Source organism: Acinetobacter sp. CS-2 (assembly GCF_016599715.1).
Lineage (GTDB): Bacteria > Pseudomonadota > Gammaproteobacteria > Pseudomonadales > Moraxellaceae > Acinetobacter.
The window spans coordinates 2,744,346-2,760,503 of sequence record NZ_CP067019.1 but is presented as its reverse complement, the minus strand read 5'-3'; the positions used below and the strand labels follow the sequence as shown (position 1 = coordinate 2,760,503).

13 protein-coding genes, 2 tRNA genes and 3 rRNA genes are annotated in these 16,158 nt (G+C 43.1%); 10 read left to right on the top strand and 8 right to left on the bottom strand.

The genetic code is table 11. The annotated features are described in order from the left end of the window. The first annotated feature begins 137 nt into the window (after positions 1-137). The 5 genes from JFY49_RS13515 (at position 138) to rrf (ending at position 5,511) form a co-directional block, all read left to right on the top strand. Positions 138-1,675 (top strand): 16S ribosomal RNA (locus JFY49_RS13515). Between the two features lie 61 nt (positions 1,676-1,736). Then, a tRNA-Ile gene (locus JFY49_RS13510) sits at positions 1,737-1,813 on the top strand. A gap of 38 nt (positions 1,814-1,851) precedes the next feature. Continuing rightward, a tRNA-Ala gene (locus tag JFY49_RS13505) sits at positions 1,852-1,927 on the top strand. 399 nt (positions 1,928-2,326) lie between these two features. Next, a 23S ribosomal RNA gene (locus JFY49_RS13500) occupies positions 2,327-5,219 on the top strand. A gap of 177 nt (positions 5,220-5,396) precedes the next feature. Beyond that, positions 5,397-5,511, top strand: a 5S ribosomal RNA gene (gene rrf, locus JFY49_RS13495). The 16S, 23S and 5S rRNA genes sit together here with 2 tRNA genes alongside, the layout of an rRNA operon. Before the next feature lie 90 nt (positions 5,512-5,601). Here the strand turns inward: rrf and JFY49_RS13490 are convergent. From JFY49_RS13490 to JFY49_RS13470, 5 genes are all read right to left on the bottom strand, one after another. Beyond that, complete coding sequence (locus JFY49_RS13490; protein WP_001094417.1) at positions 5,602-7,248, bottom strand: IS66-like element ISAba16 family transposase; 1,647 nt, start codon at positions 7,246-7,248, stop codon at positions 5,602-5,604. 74 nt (positions 7,249-7,322) lie between these two features. Next, positions 7,323-7,658, bottom strand: a complete 336-nt coding sequence (gene tnpB, locus JFY49_RS13485; RefSeq protein WP_000618091.1) for an IS66 family insertion sequence element accessory protein TnpB — start codon at positions 7,656-7,658, stop codon at positions 7,323-7,325. Next, on the bottom strand, positions 7,655-8,038 hold the full coding sequence (locus JFY49_RS13480; RefSeq protein WP_200223203.1) for a transposase: 384 nt from the start codon (positions 8,036-8,038) through the stop codon (positions 7,655-7,657). The genes tnpB and JFY49_RS13480 overlap by 4 nt, the downstream gene beginning before the upstream one ends. Before the next feature lie 203 nt (positions 8,039-8,241). Then, positions 8,242-9,621 carry a dihydrolipoyl dehydrogenase gene (locus JFY49_RS13475; RefSeq protein ID WP_200223202.1) on the bottom strand — a complete coding sequence of 460 codons (1,380 nt, stop codon included), beginning with the start codon at positions 9,619-9,621 and terminating at the stop codon, positions 8,242-8,244. Positions 9,622-9,701: 80 nt separating this feature from the next. Next, positions 9,702-10,892 carry a hypothetical protein gene (locus JFY49_RS13470; protein ID WP_200223201.1) on the bottom strand — a complete coding sequence of 397 codons (1,191 nt, stop codon included), beginning with the start codon at positions 10,890-10,892 and terminating at the stop codon, positions 9,702-9,704. A 114-nt stretch (positions 10,893-11,006) separates the two neighbouring features. Here JFY49_RS13470 and JFY49_RS13465 point away from each other — a divergent pair. Next, positions 11,007-11,808, top strand: a protein-coding gene (locus JFY49_RS13465; RefSeq protein WP_180082508.1) for an IS5-like element ISAba37 family transposase whose coding sequence is annotated in 2 segments (ribosomal slippage) — positions 11,007-11,270 and positions 11,272-11,808 — 801 coding nt in all. Because the reading frame shifts where the segments join, the coding sequence is not laid out codon by codon here. A gap of 573 nt (positions 11,809-12,381) precedes the next feature. Here JFY49_RS13465 and JFY49_RS13460 read toward each other — a convergent pair. After that, positions 12,382-12,717 carry a TIGR01244 family sulfur transferase gene (locus JFY49_RS13460; RefSeq protein ID WP_086195908.1) on the bottom strand — a complete coding sequence of 112 codons (336 nt, stop codon included), beginning with the start codon at positions 12,715-12,717 and terminating at the stop codon, positions 12,382-12,384. Between the two features lie 125 nt (positions 12,718-12,842). Between JFY49_RS13460 and JFY49_RS13455 the strand changes: the two genes are divergently transcribed. The 3 genes from JFY49_RS13455 to JFY49_RS13445 are packed head-to-tail and all read left to right on the top strand — an operon-like array spanning position 12,843 to position 14,604. Continuing rightward, complete coding sequence (locus JFY49_RS13455) at positions 12,843-13,739, top strand: alpha/beta hydrolase (protein WP_180080773.1); 897 nt, start codon at positions 12,843-12,845, stop codon at positions 13,737-13,739. Continuing rightward, entirely contained in the window at positions 13,740-14,177 is a 438-nt protein-coding gene (trxC, locus tag JFY49_RS13450) for a thioredoxin TrxC (RefSeq protein ID WP_180080771.1), read from the top strand. It begins immediately after the preceding gene. Between the two features lie 55 nt (positions 14,178-14,232). Further along, positions 14,233-14,604 (top strand): acyl-CoA thioesterase, encoded by a 372-nt coding sequence (locus JFY49_RS13445; RefSeq protein ID WP_240921688.1) that lies wholly within the window; start codon positions 14,233-14,235, stop codon positions 14,602-14,604. A 120-nt stretch (positions 14,605-14,724) separates the two neighbouring features. On the opposite strand, the gene JFY49_RS13440 is transcribed toward JFY49_RS13445, so the two are convergent. Continuing rightward, positions 14,725-15,225, bottom strand: coding sequence for a DUF4442 domain-containing protein (locus JFY49_RS13440; protein WP_180080769.1), 501 nt, complete (start codon positions 15,223-15,225; stop codon positions 14,725-14,727). A 32-nt stretch (positions 15,226-15,257) separates the two neighbouring features. Then, a complete protein-coding gene (locus JFY49_RS13435; protein WP_086195903.1) occupies positions 15,258-15,746 on the bottom strand; it encodes a YajQ family cyclic di-GMP-binding protein in 489 nt (162 codons plus the stop codon). Between the two features lie 92 nt (positions 15,747-15,838). On the opposite strand from JFY49_RS13435, the gene JFY49_RS13430 reads away from it, so the two are divergent. Beyond that, positions 15,839-16,153 carry a rhodanese-like domain-containing protein gene (locus tag JFY49_RS13430; protein WP_166171421.1) on the top strand — a complete coding sequence of 105 codons (315 nt, stop codon included), beginning with the start codon at positions 15,839-15,841 and terminating at the stop codon, positions 16,151-16,153. Positions 16,154-16,158: the final 5 nt, after the last annotated feature.

Here is a 16,158-nt window from a genome sequence, read left to right as displayed (position 1 = left end):
GTGGATTTTTACTGGTTGATTGATCGAAATTATTTTCATTGATTGATGGTAGAAATTACTCGAAGTTTATTTGAGAAATATTTGTCAGAAAATTGATGAGCCAGATTTGGTGTTTTGAATAAAGCACTATTGATTTTAAACTGAAGAGTTTGATCATGGCTCAGATTGAACGCTGGCGGCAGGCTTAACACATGCAAGTCGAGCGGAGTATTGGTGCTTGCACTAATACTTAGCGGCGGACGGGTGAGTAATGCTTAGGAATCTGCCTATTAGTGGGGGACAACATCTCGAAAGGGATGCTAATACCGCATACGCCCTACGGGGGAAAGCAGGGGATCTTCGGACCTTGCGCTAATAGATGAGCCTAAGTCGGATTAGCTAGTTGGTGGGGTAAAGGCCTACCAAGGCGACGATCTGTAGCGGGTCTGAGAGGATGATCCGCCACACTGGGACTGAGACACGGCCCAGACTCCTACGGGAGGCAGCAGTGGGGAATATTGGACAATGGGGGGAACCCTGATCCAGCCATGCCGCGTGTGTGAAGAAGGCCTTTTGGTTGTAAAGCACTTTAAGCGAGGAGGAGGCTACTCTAGTTAATACCTAGGGATAGTGGACGTTACTCGCAGAATAAGCACCGGCTAACTCTGTGCCAGCAGCCGCGGTAATACAGAGGGTGCGAGCGTTAATCGGATTTACTGGGCGTAAAGCGTGCGTAGGCGGCTTTTTAAGTCGGATGTGAAATCCCTGAGCTTAACTTAGGAATTGCATTCGATACTGGGAAGCTAGAGTATGGGAGAGGATGGTAGAATTCCAGGTGTAGCGGTGAAATGCGTAGAGATCTGGAGGAATACCGATGGCGAAGGCAGCCATCTGGCCTAATACTGACGCTGAGGTACGAAAGCATGGGGAGCAAACAGGATTAGATACCCTGGTAGTCCATGCCGTAAACGATGTCTACTAGCCGTTGGGGCCTTTGAGGCTTTAGTGGCGCAGCTAACGCGATAAGTAGACCGCCTGGGGAGTACGGTCGCAAGACTAAAACTCAAATGAATTGACGGGGGCCCGCACAAGCGGTGGAGCATGTGGTTTAATTCGATGCAACGCGAAGAACCTTACCTGGTCTTGACATAGTAAGAACTTTCCAGAGATGGATTGGTGCCTTCGGGAACTTACATACAGGTGCTGCATGGCTGTCGTCAGCTCGTGTCGTGAGATGTTGGGTTAAGTCCCGCAACGAGCGCAACCCTTTTCCTTATTTGCCAGCGGGTTAAGCCGGGAACTTTAAGGATACTGCCAGTGACAAACTGGAGGAAGGCGGGGACGACGTCAAGTCATCATGGCCCTTACGACCAGGGCTACACACGTGCTACAATGGTCGGTACAAAGGGTTGCTACCTAGCGATAGGATGCTAATCTCAAAAAGCCGATCGTAGTCCGGATTGGAGTCTGCAACTCGACTCCATGAAGTCGGAATCGCTAGTAATCGCGGATCAGAATGCCGCGGTGAATACGTTCCCGGGCCTTGTACACACCGCCCGTCACACCATGGGAGTTTGTTGCACCAGAAGTAGGTAGTCTAACCGTAAGGAGGACGCTTACCACGGTGTGGCCGATGACTGGGGTGAAGTCGTAACAAGGTAGCCGTAGGGGAACCTGCGGCTGGATCACCTCCTTAACGAAAGATTGACGATCGGTAAGAATCCACAACAAGTTGTTCTTCATGACGATGTATCTGAGGGTCTGTAGCTCAGTTGGTTAGAGCACACGCTTGATAAGCGTGGGGTCACAAGTTCAAGTCTTGTCAGACCCACCATGACATACTTCATAGATACATTGACTTATTGATAAGCTGGGGACTTAGCTTAGTTGGTAGAGCGCCTGCTTTGCACGCAGGAGGTCAGGAGTTCGACTCTCCTAGTCTCCACCATGTATCTTCGGATGCATAATAAGCAAACGGTTAGATAGCTTATAGAGCTTAGTAAGAAAGCGGCGTATAATGCGCGGCATTGTTATTAACCTCTGTGATTTATCACAGTTTCTCGATCTGACGAAGACGAGAAAAATCATTAACAGAATATATTTGAGTTGAAATAAATTGTTCATACTCGTTTTAAAATCGACATTAGCAGTCATTTATGACTGGTTGATGAAGATTAAGAAATGAGTTACTAGCGATTAAACTGAATCAAGCGTTTTGGTATATGAATCTAATTGAAGCTGTACAGTGCTTAAGTGCACAAACGCCAACTGTATGAGAGTGATGAGAAATCATCATAATCTGTTGCTCATCCTACTTGTAGGGATGGACGACTGTTTGGGGTTGTATAGTCAAGTAATTAAGTGCATGTGGTGGATGCCTTGGCAGTCAGAGGCGATGAAAGACGTAATAGCCTGCGATAAGCTCCGGGGAGGCGGCAAATATCCTGTGATCCGGAGATTTCTGAATGGGGAAACCCACTTACCATAAGGTAGGTATCGTAACATGAATACATAGTGTTACGAGGCGAACGAGGGGAAGTGAAACATCTCAGTACCCTTAGGAAAAGAAATCAATTGAGATTCCCTCAGTAGCGGCGAGCGAACGGGGAAAAGCCCATTAAGTCATATAAGCTTTAGTGGAATGCTCTGGGAAGTGCAACCATAGTAGGTGATAGTCCTGTACACGAAAGGGCTTATATGATGATGTCGAGTAGGGCGAGGCACGTGAAACCTTGTCTGAATATGGGGGGACCATCCTCCAAGGCTAAATACTCCTGACTGACCGATAGTGAACCAGTACCGTGAGGGAAAGGCGAAAAGAACCCCTGTGAGGGGAGTGAAATAGATCCTGAAACCGCATGCATACAAGCAGTGGGAGCCGACTTGTTCGGTGACTGCGTACCTTTTGTATAATGGGTCAGCGACTTATATTCAGTAGCGAGGTTAACCGAATAGGGGAGCCGTAGAGAAATCGAGTCTTAATAGGGCGTTTAGTTGCTGGGTATAGACCCGAAACCGGGTGATCTATCCATGAGCAGGTTGAAGGTTAGGTAACACTGACTGGAGGACCGAACCCACTGTCGTTGAAAAGCCAGGGGATGACTTGTGGATAGGGGTGAAAGGCTAATCAAACTCGGTGATAGCTGGTTCTCCCCGAAAGCTATTTAGGTAGCGCCTCGGACGAATACCATTGGGGGTAGAGCACTGTTTCGGCTAGGGGGTCATCCCGACTTACCAAACCGATGCAAACTCCGAATACCAATGAGTACTATCCGGGAGACAGACTGCGGGTGCTAACGTCCGTAGTCAAGAGGAAAACAATCCAGACCGCCAGCTAAGGCCCCAAAATCATAGTTAAGTGGGAAACGATGTGGGAAGGCATAGACAGCTAGGAGGTTGGCTTAGAAGCAGCCACCCTTTAAAGAAAGCGTAATAGCTCACTAGTCGAGTCGGCCTGCGCGGAAGATGTAACGGGGCTAAAACTATGTGCCGAAGCTGCGGATGTATACTTTGTATACGTGGTAGGGGAGCGTTCTGTAAGCCGATGAAGGTGGATTGAGAAGTCTGCTGGAGGTATCAGAAGTGCGAATGCTGACGTGAGTAACGACAAAGCGGGTGAAAAACCCGCTCGCTGAAAGACCAAGGGTTCCAGTCCAACGTTAATCGGGGCTGGGTGAGTCGACCCCTAAGGCGAGGCCGAAAGGCGTAGTCGATGGGAAATTGGTTAATATTCCAATACTTCAGTGTAATGCGATGAGAGGACGGAGAAGGTTAAGTCAGCCTGGCGTTGGTTGTCCAGGTGGAAGGAAGTAGGCATGCATCTTAGGCAAATCCGGGGTGCTCTATGCTGAGATCTGATAGCAAGCTGTACTTGTACAGTGAAGTGGCTGATACCATACTTCCAGGAAAAGTCTCTAAGCTTCAGTTACACTGGAATCGTACCCGAAACCGACACAGGTGGTCAGGTCGAGTAGACCAAAGCGCTTGAGAGAACTCTGCTGAAGGAACTAGGCAAAATGGTACCGTAACTTCGGGAGAAGGTACGCTGCTTTTGGTGATGGAACTTGCTTCCTGAGCTGAGAGCAGCCACAGAAACCAGGCCCCTGCAACTGTTTATTAAAAACATAGCACTCTGCAAACACGAAAGTGGACGTATAGGGTGTGATGCCTGCCCGGTGCTGGAAGGTTAATTGATGGGGTTAGCGTAAGCGAAGCTCTTGATCGAAGCCCCAGTAAACGGCGGCCGTAACTATAACGGTCCTAAGGTAGCGAAATTCCTTGTCGGGTAAGTTCCGACCTGCACGAATGGCATAATGATGGGGGCGCTGTCTCCAGCAGAGGCTCAGTGAAATCGAAATCGCCGTGAAGATGCGGTGTACCCGCGGCTAGACGGAAAGACCCCGTGAACCTTTACTGCAGCTTGACATTGAACTTTGATCTTACTTGTGTAGGATAGGTGGGAGGCTTTGAAGCTGGGACGCTAGTCCTAGTGGAGCCAATCTTGAAATACCACCCTGGTAATATTGAGGTTCTAACTCTGTCCCGTTATCCGGGACGAGGACCATGTCTGGTGGGTAGTTTGACTGGGGCGGTCTCCTCCTAAAGAGTAACGGAGGAGTACGAAGGTGCGCTCAGCGTGGTCGGAAATCACGCGTAGAGTATAAAGGCAAAAGCGCGCTTAACTGCGAGACCCACAAGTCGAGCAGGTACGAAAGTAGGTCTTAGTGATCCGGTGGTTCTGTATGGAAGGGCCATCGCTCAACGGATAAAAGGTACTCTGGGGATAACAGGCTGATACCGCCCAAGAGTTCATATCGACGGCGGTGTTTGGCACCTCGATGTCGGCTCATCTCATCCTGGGGCTGAAGCAGGTCCCAAGGGTATGGCTGTTCGCCATTTAAAGAGGTACGCGAGCTGGGTTTAGAACGTCGTGAGACAGTTCGGTCCCTATCTACCGTGGGCGTTGGAAATTTGAGAGGATCTGCTCCTAGTACGAGAGGACCAGAGTGGACGAACCTCTGGTGTACCGGTTGTGACGCCAGTCGCATCGCCGGGTAGCTATGTTCGGAAGGGATAACCGCTGAAAGCATCTAAGCGGGAAGCCTACCTCAAGATAAGATTTCCCCGAGACTTTATGTCTCCTAAAGAGCCGTTGAAGACTACGACGTTGATAGGTTGGATGTGGAAGCATAGTGATATGTGAAGCTGACCAATACTAATTGCTCGTGAGGCTTGACTATACAACACCCAAACAGTTGTTGTATAAAGCATCAATTGATTCGATATTCAGCAAAACAGCTTGATTTAGTGAACGCTAAAGAACAAAATACGACAGCTCAGATATACCTGTTAATGAATTCTATTTGACCAAGCATTGGCATATAAATAAGACCAAACGCAAAGTCATAAACAGTTGTGCTGGCGACCATAGCAAGAGTGAACCACCTGATCCCTTCCCGAACTCAGAAGTGAAACCTCTTAGCGCTGATGGTAGTGTGGGATTACCCATGTGAGAGTAAGTCATCGCCAGCTCATTATTCCTTAAAAAGCCCCCTCTAATGAGGGGGCTTTTTTTTGCTGGGAAAGATTTAGGGTAAGCGTCCGCTGAATCCCATACCAATTTTAATTCGATTTAGGTTTCCAGCAGTGTGGCAGTAACTCTTCAATCTGGGTCACTTTATGTGTCGGCAGCCTTTTCAGCACATCACTTAAATAGGCATACGGATCCAAGCCATTCAGCTTTGCTGACTGGATTAACGTCATGATGTTTGCCGCTCGCTGACCACTGCGCAGCGAACCTGCAAACAGCCAGTTCTTGCGCCCCAACGCCCAGGGACGCATCTGATTCTCGACCCAATTATTGCAAATAGGTAGATTGCCATCATCCAGATAGCGGCTTAAAGCTGGCCAACGCTTCAGAGTGTAATTGATGGCCTTGGCGGTGGGAGAACTCGATGGCACTGTCAGATGATGTTGGTTGAGCCATTCATATAGTTGTTGCATCACTGGTTGACTATGCTGTTGTCGGTATTCGCGGCGGTCTTCCGCTGTACCATCGGTCTTTTTCCTGAGCTCTGCTTCTATCGCATACAGTTTCTGAATCAGCACTAATGCCTGTTCAGCGACCTGACTTTTCCCAGTTACATGCAGTTCATGGAATTTACGACGTGCATGGGCCATGCAGCCCACCTCAATGACCTGGCCTGATTTAAAGCGTGCTTTATAACCACTGTAATCATCACAGACTAGATAACCCTGCCAGCCTTTCAAGAACTCTGCAGCATGCTGGCCTGAACGACTATCCTGAAAGTCATAGATCACCGCCTGAACTGGATTGTACTGTGTAGTGGCATAGGCCCAGACATAACCTTTCTTCGGTTTTTTATCATTCTCACCCATCCGCATGATGGTGACCGGTGTTTCATCTGCATGCAGCACCTGCTGTTGTAGTACCACCTCTTTTAAGGCATTGGCTAGAGGTTCCAGTTCTACACCGCAGCGACCTATCCAGTCAGATAAAGTTGATCTAGAAAGTTCGATTCCCGCCCGCTGATAGATCAGACGTTGACGGTACAGCGGCAAATGATCGGCATATTTCGATACCAAAACATGGCTGAGCAGTTCAGGTGAAGCAATGCCTTTATCAATCACATAGGCGGGCATCGCTTGCTGAGTCAGGGTGTCACACTGATCACAGACCCATTTACCACGCACATGCTGTTCCTTATAGAACTGTGCCGGTCTGAAATGCAGTTTTTCACTGACATCTTCGCCGATACGACGGAGTTGGCAGCCACAAGCGCATTGGGTTGATGCAGGTTCATGCTCAATACGGATGGTGTGTAGATGATCTGGCAGTGGTCGACGTTTAGGTTTATTGGTTTTGGCTTTCTGTGTCGCTGCATCGGTTTTATCTGCATTTAGCCGTTCCAGTTCTAGATCAACCGCAGCAATATCTTCTTCAACCGCTTCATCCCACAGGTGGATTTGTTTTGCAGTGAGATGTTCGTTTTTACTGCCGAATTTGTGCTGTTTAAATAGTGCGAGTTCATGCTCGTATTTTTGATTGAGAATAGAAAGATGTTGAACTTTAGAATCTAATTGCTGATTGGTGACTTCAAGATGTTGAACTTTGGCATCCAATTGCTGGTTTGATTTTTCTAATTCTTGATTTGATTGTGCTAGAGACTGATGCTGCATCGCCAACTGTCTGGTGAATTCCAGCAGTTGTTCATGGGTCAGTTGGCTTAAGTCAGGCAGCGTATTCATGACCGCAGTATGCCTGAGGTCATGAGAAGAATGAAATAGAACGTTTGGAGAATAGCAGAATGGAACAGCCTGGTTTAAAGCATCGTCACCACCTGCTGTCGTCCAATGCGCTGCCAGGGCAAACCTTGGATCAGTGCCTGTAACTGTTCCGGGCTGAGGGCCACGGTTTCACCTTGGTGAACTTGAGCCCAGTGAAATTTGCCCTGTTCCAGCCGCCGGGCACACAGCCAGATGCCCAGTCCATCATGTACCAGTACTTTCATGCGATGGCCACGTTTATTACAGAACAGGTAAGCACAATGCGGTTTGATGTAGCCAAAGGCTCTCACCACCTGAGCCATGGTCGTATCCATACCTGCACGCATGTCCATGGGCTGAGTAGACAACCAGATTTCATCAATGCGGATCATGTTGCAAGTGCCTTGAGTAATTCTGCCAAGGCAGGTATTTCTGATGTCTGCCATTTTAGCTGAATATCATTATTCGTATGAGGCACGGTGATACACAACGTGATCCTCTCATCCATAGGTTGGCTGATTGCAGCAGTGTAAGGCAAAGCAATAAATGCTGGATTCACATGAGTAGGATCCTGCACGGCACCCTCATGATGGCTGAAGATCCTGATCCAACGACTGACAAGGTTGGCATTAATACTATGTTGCAGTGCGACCGAAGCGATCGAGGTATTAGGATTTTTACAGGCATTGACAATACTGAGTTTGAATTCTTTGCTGTATTTTCGGCGTTTTTTAGCAACAGGAGGTGTTGCTGAATATATATCCATGTTCATGGATTAAGTCCCCACTTGTTTTTAGGTGGGAACTAAATTAAGGCTTATAGGATCGCTTGGTAAGGCTGTGTTAGCCGGATGCTTACGATTTAGGTAATATTAATGCTGCAAAAAGCCTAAAGCTTTTTGCAGTGAATTGTAAGCAGGATCGATTGATAGTCTTATCAAAAAATTATTAAAGGTATTTACTGAATATTAAACTTTTATAATCGCCTTAATCGTCTTCGAGCATGTTTTAAAGCGCTTCTTAGTCCTTCTTCTATAGTTGGATGATAGAATGGCTTATCTAAAATTTCATCCACAGTTAAATTCTCAGAAATCATCCATGCCAGTAAATGAGCTATATGTTCTGCAGCTTCTACAAATAATTCTGCCCCTAATATCTTGCGTGAAGATTGATGAATATACACTTCGATCGCACCACTGTTTTTAGCGAGTGCTAAAGCACGGCCTTGTTTTTCATAAGAAACCATACCTGTAATAAATTCAATTTTTGCATCGCTGAGTTGTTTGAAACTTTGTCCTACGGTTGCCATTTCTGGAGCGCTAAATACGATTGCTAAAGGTGTAAGTGTCTTTAAGTTTCTAATTTCAGGATAGTTTAAACAGTTATGTACAGCTTGACGTCCCTCATGTGCTGCTTCATGTTGAATAGGGGTGTTGCTATGTGCATCACCGACAATGAAAATGGGATAATCACCAAGCTGTTTGGTTTTATCGTTGACAGGAAGTTTTCTAAGATCGGTATATGAGTGATCGATATTATTTAATAGGAGAGTATCTAAATAACTTCTTCGGCCTGTTGCAACAAGGAAATATTCCACATCAAGTTGTTGAGCTTGATTATTTTCATTGAAGTTAATTGTAACTCCTTGCGTATTAAGCTGAACTGTAGTCGGTAATGTTTCGAATTTAATATTTAAATTTTTACTGATTTCATCTTGTGCTAATTTCTGCAAAGCTGGGCTACTTAGGGAGCCAACTTTACGGCTACGTGCAAAAACAGTGGTCTTGACCCCTAATCTTTGCATGGCTTGTGCAAGTTCGATAGCGATGACTCCACTACCGATCACGGCCAATGACTGAGGTAATTTTTCTAATTCAAAAATCTGATCCGAAGTGATGAGTCGTTCACCGAGCTGTTCTTTCCATTGAGGATCAAAGGTTGGAGTAGAACCTACAGAGATAATAAAACTTTTAGCCTGATATTTCTGACCATTCACAGTAATTGTATTTTGATTAATGAACTGTGCCTGTCCTGATATTTTATGTTTTGCTGTCCAGCTATTTACATCTTTGAGTATCGCATTTGTAAAATGATCTCTAAGCATTCGAACATGTTGCATGACTTGAGATGTATCAATTTTTGATGTAATAGATAGACCTACTTTCTCCGCAGTTTGGATATCATGCATACGGTTAGCAGCAGAAATAAGAACTTTACTTGGCATACAGCCGACACGTGCACAGGTTGTATCCCATGCTCCATTATTAATAATAAGAATGTTCTGGGTGTGTTTAATGGCTTCTTTATAAGCAGCAATTCCGGCTGTGCCTGCACCGATAATAATAATGTCGTACATAATATCAACTTTTAAAATAGCGTAAATTGACTATATAAAAAAACCCTCTAAAAAGAGGGTTTTATTGCAATTATTTACATTTAAAATGTTACACCAGTTGGGAGGCTTAAACTGGTATTCACTGTACCATTATTATTTATTGATGTGCCTTTAAACGTAATTCCATTAATTATATGTTTAAAATTTAAAGTTCCACTTAATTGCTGCTTAAATTTAAAAATATTATTGCCACTTAATGAAACATTGCCCGTAAAGGTCTGATTATTTTGATCAGGTGATTCATTTTCTACACGAGTACCATCAATAGTTGTAATACTTGGTAAAAATAGTTCCTGTTCACCAGATGCTTTGATTCTAAAGCTTGCTGATGCAGATGTCCCTGGTACGGAGTTTAGAATAAATGAAATTGGCTCCGCAAATGGAATGTTCGGGTTGTCATTAATCAGTACATTAAATCCCGAACCAGCTTGAATATTATAAAGACTACCATCTCTAGATGTAAGGTCTTTATAAATGCTGATAGCACCTGTTGTGATTTCACGTTCTACATCATTCCCAGTTTCTGGATCTTTTACAGTAGCTGTAGTGGTAATTTTATAGTCACTGGTGGCACTATTAATAAGTACAAAACGTTTTTGCAGACTTTGTTGAATACCCCAAGATTGTTGGAATGGATAAGCAAAGGCACCCGTTATCGTGACATCATTAAAATTTTTATCACCATTTTCATTTTCAAATACATAAATTCGTGTATTTGATTGATATGCTTCTAAATTAGGGGTTATTTGATCATTTTGAAGTTTAATGTTTTTTAAATCTTCAGCAGTAATATCAAAATCCCATTCAGAATAACCAGAAAGAACTTTTTTAATGTCTTCCCCAACAAATACATAGCAGGCGCGATAATCTGTTTTGCTTAAAGGGAAACATTTATCGCGATAGTTTGTTGCTTTAAAGGCAGTTAAATCAATTTTACGAATATCTAAGCTAAGTTGAATAGGGCCTTGCGCAAAAGTGTCTAATGCATGATCTATATAACCTTTTGCAGTAGTAGCATCATTGGGGTCATAATTACCAAATAAAAATTGTCCTTCACGTTTTAAGATATCAAGCTGCGCTTGAGCTGCTTCTATATCTGTCGAGGGAGTACCACCTGGATTATTTTCTATGGTGTTAGAGTTGTTCGAATAATAACCCTCACTTCCGCCACCACCACAAGCAACTAATAGGCCTGTCAAAGCTATTGTTAAAGTTGTTTTAATGAATTTCATGTTTACCCCGAAAATAATTATATGAAAAAACTAAATTTATAATTTTTAGAGCCTATCCAGTATTAATTTCATTCTTTTTTAGCACTTAAAAAAAGAATTTGTTAAAATTATTCAATGAGAAAACCATATCCCAGCGACATTAGTCGAGAAGCCTTTAAAGAAATTGAACCGTTACTATTGAGCGGAAGAAAACAAACACGTCCAAGAGTCGTTGATGTCTATGAAATATTTTGCGCCTTACTCTATATTTTAAAAAGTGGATGCCAATGGAGTATGCTTCCTCGAGACTTCCCAGCTAAAAGCACTGTGCATTATTACTTCTCGATTTGGAATAAAAAACCATCAGAAACTGAACCTAGCATACTTGAGCAAGCTTTAAAAAAATGTGGTTGGCGAGGCCCGTATCAGCAATGGACGGAAAGAACAAACGAGCTTTATCATCATTGATTCACAAAGTGTAAAAAACACAGATACTGCACGTGATAAAGGCTATGACGCTGGTAAAAAAGTTTCAGGCATTAAAAGACATATTATTGTTGATACTCAAGGTCTCCCGCATGGAATATTGGTTACGACAGCAGATAAAACGGATCGCCAAGGTGCATTAGATGCCATAACTATACATAGAGATACCTTACAAAATGTAGAGGTTGTACTTGTTGATGGTGGTTATACAGGCGAACCCTTTTATTTGGCTGTTAAGAATTTAATCAGAGCCCGAGTTGAAGTTGCTAAACGAAGTGAATTACATAAATTTGCAGTCATTCCACAACGCTGGGTTGTGGAAAGATCATTTGCTTGGTTAGAAAAATGCAGAAGGCTCTGGAAAAACTGTGAAAAGCACCTAAATACGAGCCTTCAGTTCATTAATTTAGCCTTTTTAAGGCTACTTTTGCATAGAAAATATTCTGGATAGGTTCTTAGAGATTATCACATATAAAAAATGGCGCAAAGAGCACCATTGATTTTTACGAGTCGAGTTATAGAGAAGTTCCGACACTCACACCTGCAGTCGGTCTAACATTCATTGAGCTACATTCGACAATGACACAGGAAATAAGCAGTAGAACAATAATTTTATTCATTAAACATAATCCTAATTTTTACTTTATTAAATAATAGGGAAGAGCAGAGCTACTTCGACCTGTCACTAATATAAGTTTTATAAATTCATCATCATATTTTACAAATTTAACGATGTGTGTTTTAAAAATTTTACTATTGGTAATGTGGGGAAATAAAATTTATATAAGCAATTGTTCAGCAATATGTCTGAGTGGATTGAATTAAGCCAAATAGCCTCGTCACTAATTAGAACGAGGTAAGTGATGGTAGACTTAAAATTTTAAAATAATTTAAATTTATCGGTTGTCATTTGACCTTTAATACGGACAGAAAAGCTTAAATTACATATTGAATCAATAGGTTATACAAACAACTCGGTATTAAAGGTCAAAATGAAACTAAAAAAGCACGCCTGACAACGTGTTTAATCATCCAATAAATCCATCTGTTTTGCCAGCTGGTATAAGTTATTTGAGCGATTGCCAGTACGGCAGAACATCAATACCGGTTTTGGCAGCTCATTAAAGTGATTGGCAAATGTACGCACATCAACTTCAGTAATCTGACCTGCAACTACGGGTTGGAACACGTAGTCTAAACCTGCATTGCGTGCAGCTTCTTCAATTTGCGCGCTAGTAGGTTGTTCTGGACCACCTTCCATATCTGGGCGATTGTTGATAATTGATTTAAACCCTTTTTCAACAATTTGCGTTACCTGTTCTGGGCTAATTTGACCCGCAAAGCCGACATTTTCGCTCATTTTTTCACTCCATAATGTGCTCAATAGATATATGCTATTATGATAGCATTAAGCTGAAACTAGAGCTTAATCTGTTGAAATTTTTATAAGCGATTACAATCATAAAATAACGCACCGGAGCGCGTATGCATTCCTATACGGTTGAACCACTCTATGTAAATAGTGGGCACGAGGTCATTGCTGCGGATTTTTATCGTCCCAAAACTGAACATAAACCTGCTGTCATCATTATGGCGCATGGTTTGGCTGCTTTACGTCAATTTAAACTGGTGCAATATGCCAAGCGTTTTGCCGAAGCTGGTTATGCCGTAGTAATGTTTGATTATCGTTATTGGGGCGGAAGCACCGGCCGTCCACGTGAGCTGGTCTCGATTCAATCCCAGTTAGAAGATTGGCGCACCATGATTGCCCATGTGATAGAGCGAAAATCGATTGATTCCAGGCGCATTGTACTTTGGGGAACATCTTTAAGTGGTGGTTATGTTCTAGATTTGGCGGCACAATTAAAAAATGTTCAGGCAATAATGGTGCAAGTGCCATTTGTCGATGGTACAGAAAGTGCCAAGCTTTATCCGTTACAACAATTGCCGACAGCCCTGAAAATATCCAGCCAGGACTATATGGGGGCGAAAGTGGGTATGTCTCCGAAAACATTGCCTGTTGTGAGTAAAAAAGGTTTATGCTTTATGCCTACAGCAGATAGTTATGAGGGATATCTATCTATTGTTCATCCAGATTATTATTGGAGTGGCGAGATTCCTGCCCGAGTCTTTTTCAACCTGATCCGTTATCGTCCTATTCAGTATGTGCGTAAAATCAGTGTACCCGTTTTATTTATTGCCTCTAAACAGGATAGCCTGATTCCAATTGAATCTAGCCGTGAAACAGCGACCAATATCGCACCTTATGTACAATACCATGAATGGGATATGCAACACTTTGATATCTATCATGGTCAATGGTTTGAAAAAGCCATATCAACTCAATTAGAATTTTTACACCAACATATTGGAGTGAGCTAAATGATTATTGTATGTCCTGCATGTGGTGCCAGAAACCGAGTACCAGAAGATAAACTGGAAGCACATCCAATCTGTGGTCAGTGTCAACATGCGCTTATTCCTCTGGCTCCAATAGAGTTGAATGAGCACAATTTCAGCAACTTTATTACCCATAGTGAACTACCTGTGCTGATTGACTTGTGGGCGGAATGGTGTGGTCCTTGCAAGATGATGGCACCTCATTTTGAACAGGTGGCAAAACAAAATCCGCGAGTGATTTTTGCTAAAATTAATACTGAAGAATCACCTCGACTCAGTGGTGCATTTAATGTGCGTAGTATTCCTACATTGGTTTTGATGAATAAAACTAATGAAATTGGTAGAATAAGCGGCGCGCTACGATCTACAGAGCTACAACAGTGGCTGGATCAACATTTAAATGCCAATACTGGGAGTTAACGTGTCAGATACTCATGTAAAACCGGAAGGAACGCTTTCCCTTCAAACAATTGCAATGCCGGCAGATACCAACTGGAGTGGTGATGTCTTTGGTGGGTGGATCGTTTCACAAATGGACTTGGCAGGTGCAATTCATGCAGAGCGTTTTAGTAAAGGACGCTGTGCAACCATTTCAATTAATCAGATGACTTTTTTGGTTCCAGTCAAAGTCGGTGATGTGATTAGCTGTTATACCAAAATTTTAAAAGTGGGTAATACCTCAATTCAAATGCAAATTGAAGTATGGGACAGTCATGACAGTTCCCGTGAACCTACTCGTGTAACCGAAGGCGTATTTACTTTTGTCGCTGTGGATGTAAAAGGGGCCAAGCGTCAGATTCCGGATGAGGTCAAACAAAAATATTTAGCTTCCCAGCAAGATAAATAATTCCAACCGTAAAAAAACCCAATCAAGATTGGGTTTTTTTATCAGTTTAATTTTTATCAGAGCCTTTCATGGCATTTAAAATGATTCATTTTCAGATATGCGATCAGGATGGAAATGACATTAGTTCTTTAACTGCGACTTTGATACCCAGGCCCAGAGCATTTCACATTTAATCGGCTCTTCACCGGATTCATCCGTTACCTGAACACTAACTAGCGTTTCGCCTTTTTCAGAGCCTTGCATTAATTTCTGCTGCTCATCCGTCAAGGTTGCGGTGGCAATCATTGCACCTTGGGTTGGACGTTTAAAATCAATTTTTAAGCTTTTGATCAGTACAATGCAGGAGTCCGGAACATTCATCCCGGTGACAAAACCTGTGGCAGTTTCCGCAATCAGTGCCATGGCACAGGCATGAACCTGACCAATATGGTTTTGCATGGCACGGTGGTTTTCAATCTTGACCACCACTTTGCTGTGGCTGACTTCAAGGTAGTGGATTTGCGCACTACCCACCATCGGCACGACCCGACCAAACACTTTGCTCCACAGTCTATTGCGGATAGCTTTAGGTAATTTAGCAGTAGCTTTTACCAGTTTCGATAAGCGATTGGTCGGTGTCATGGAAGTCCTCGACGTGTTATGGCAGCAATGCCTTAGTCTTTAAAGTTGTTAAACTGCAAAGGCACACCAAATTGTTGTTCTTTTAAAAATGCCATCACTTGTTGCAAAGTATCGCGTTTTTTATCCGTTACACGAATTTTGTCACCTTGAATGGATGATTGCACTTTGATGCCACTTTCTTTAATGGCTTTATTAATTTTTTTTGCGGTATCAGAGTCAAGTCCATCTTTAAGCTTGATTACCTGAATCACGTTTTTGCCAGAAGCGGTCATTTTTTGCGGATCAAGCGCCTGAATATCCACTTTACGTTTGAAGAAATGATTTTCCAGCATGCTGTAGACTTGTTCACATTGGAAATCGCTTTCAGTCGAAATCTTGATTTCCTTGTTTTTTTCATTCAGTTCAATAGAAACGTCTTGTCCGCGGAAGTCAAAACGGGTTGCAATCTCTTTTTGCGTGTTTTGAACAGCATGATTTACTTCAAAAATTTCTAATTCAGATACAATATCGAAAGAAGGCATGGTTTAGACCTTTACAAAGGGAAAGAATATCTGAGATGCTAGGGATGTTTTCTTCATTTGCCAAGTGTTGTTTTACATCAAAGGAGTGCGCAATGATCCGTAAACAAGAAATTACAACATTTGAGTTCCCAGAAAATGCAATTATCTGGGATGTTCGTGATACAAAAGCCTTTGCTGAAGGTCATGTGAAAGGTGCTGTTAACCAGCCCATTAATGGCTTAAGTGCAGACAGCTTAACTCAGGTGGAGTCGGATCAGCCTATTTACATTTTATGCGGTGGTGGCAGTAAAGCGCCACGTGCGGCTGAAAAGTTGGAAAGCTTGGATAGCTCACGTGAATATGTGGTGTTAATGGGTGGTACGCGTGCAGCACGCGATGCTGGCTTAGCACTGGAGCAGGGTGCATAAATTTG

Bases quoted from the DNA above. Each gene is read 5' to 3' on its own strand.
- JFY49_RS13490 (WP_001094417.1), bottom strand. From the start codon at position 7,248: ATGAATACGCTGCCTGACTTAAGCCAACTGACCCATGAACAACTGCTG.
- tnpB (WP_000618091.1), bottom strand. From the start codon at position 7,658: ATGATCCGCATTGATGAAATCTGGTTGTCTACTCAGCCCATGGACATG.
- JFY49_RS13480 (WP_200223203.1), bottom strand. From the start codon at position 8,038: ATGAACATGGATATATATTCAGCAACACCTCCTGTTGCTAAAAAACGC.
- JFY49_RS13475 (WP_200223202.1), bottom strand. From the start codon at position 9,621: ATGTACGACATTATTATTATCGGTGCAGGCACAGCCGGAATTGCTGCT.
- JFY49_RS13470 (WP_200223201.1), bottom strand. From the start codon at position 10,892: ATGAAATTCATTAAAACAACTTTAACAATAGCTTTGACAGGCCTATTA.
- JFY49_RS13460 (WP_086195908.1), bottom strand. From the start codon at position 12,717: ATGAGCGAAAATGTCGGCTTTGCGGGTCAAATTAGCCCAGAACAGGTA.
- JFY49_RS13455 (WP_180080773.1), top strand. From the start codon at position 12,843: ATGCATTCCTATACGGTTGAACCACTCTATGTAAATAGTGGGCACGAG.
- trxC (WP_180080771.1), top strand. From the start codon at position 13,740: ATGATTATTGTATGTCCTGCATGTGGTGCCAGAAACCGAGTACCAGAA.
- JFY49_RS13445 (WP_240921688.1), top strand. From the start codon at position 14,233: ATGCCGGCAGATACCAACTGGAGTGGTGATGTCTTTGGTGGGTGGATC.
- JFY49_RS13440 (WP_180080769.1), bottom strand. From the start codon at position 15,225: ATGACACCGACCAATCGCTTATCGAAACTGGTAAAAGCTACTGCTAAA.
- JFY49_RS13435 (WP_086195903.1), bottom strand. From the start codon at position 15,746: ATGCCTTCTTTCGATATTGTATCTGAATTAGAAATTTTTGAAGTAAAT.
- JFY49_RS13430 (WP_166171421.1), top strand. From the start codon at position 15,839: ATGATCCGTAAACAAGAAATTACAACATTTGAGTTCCCAGAAAATGCA.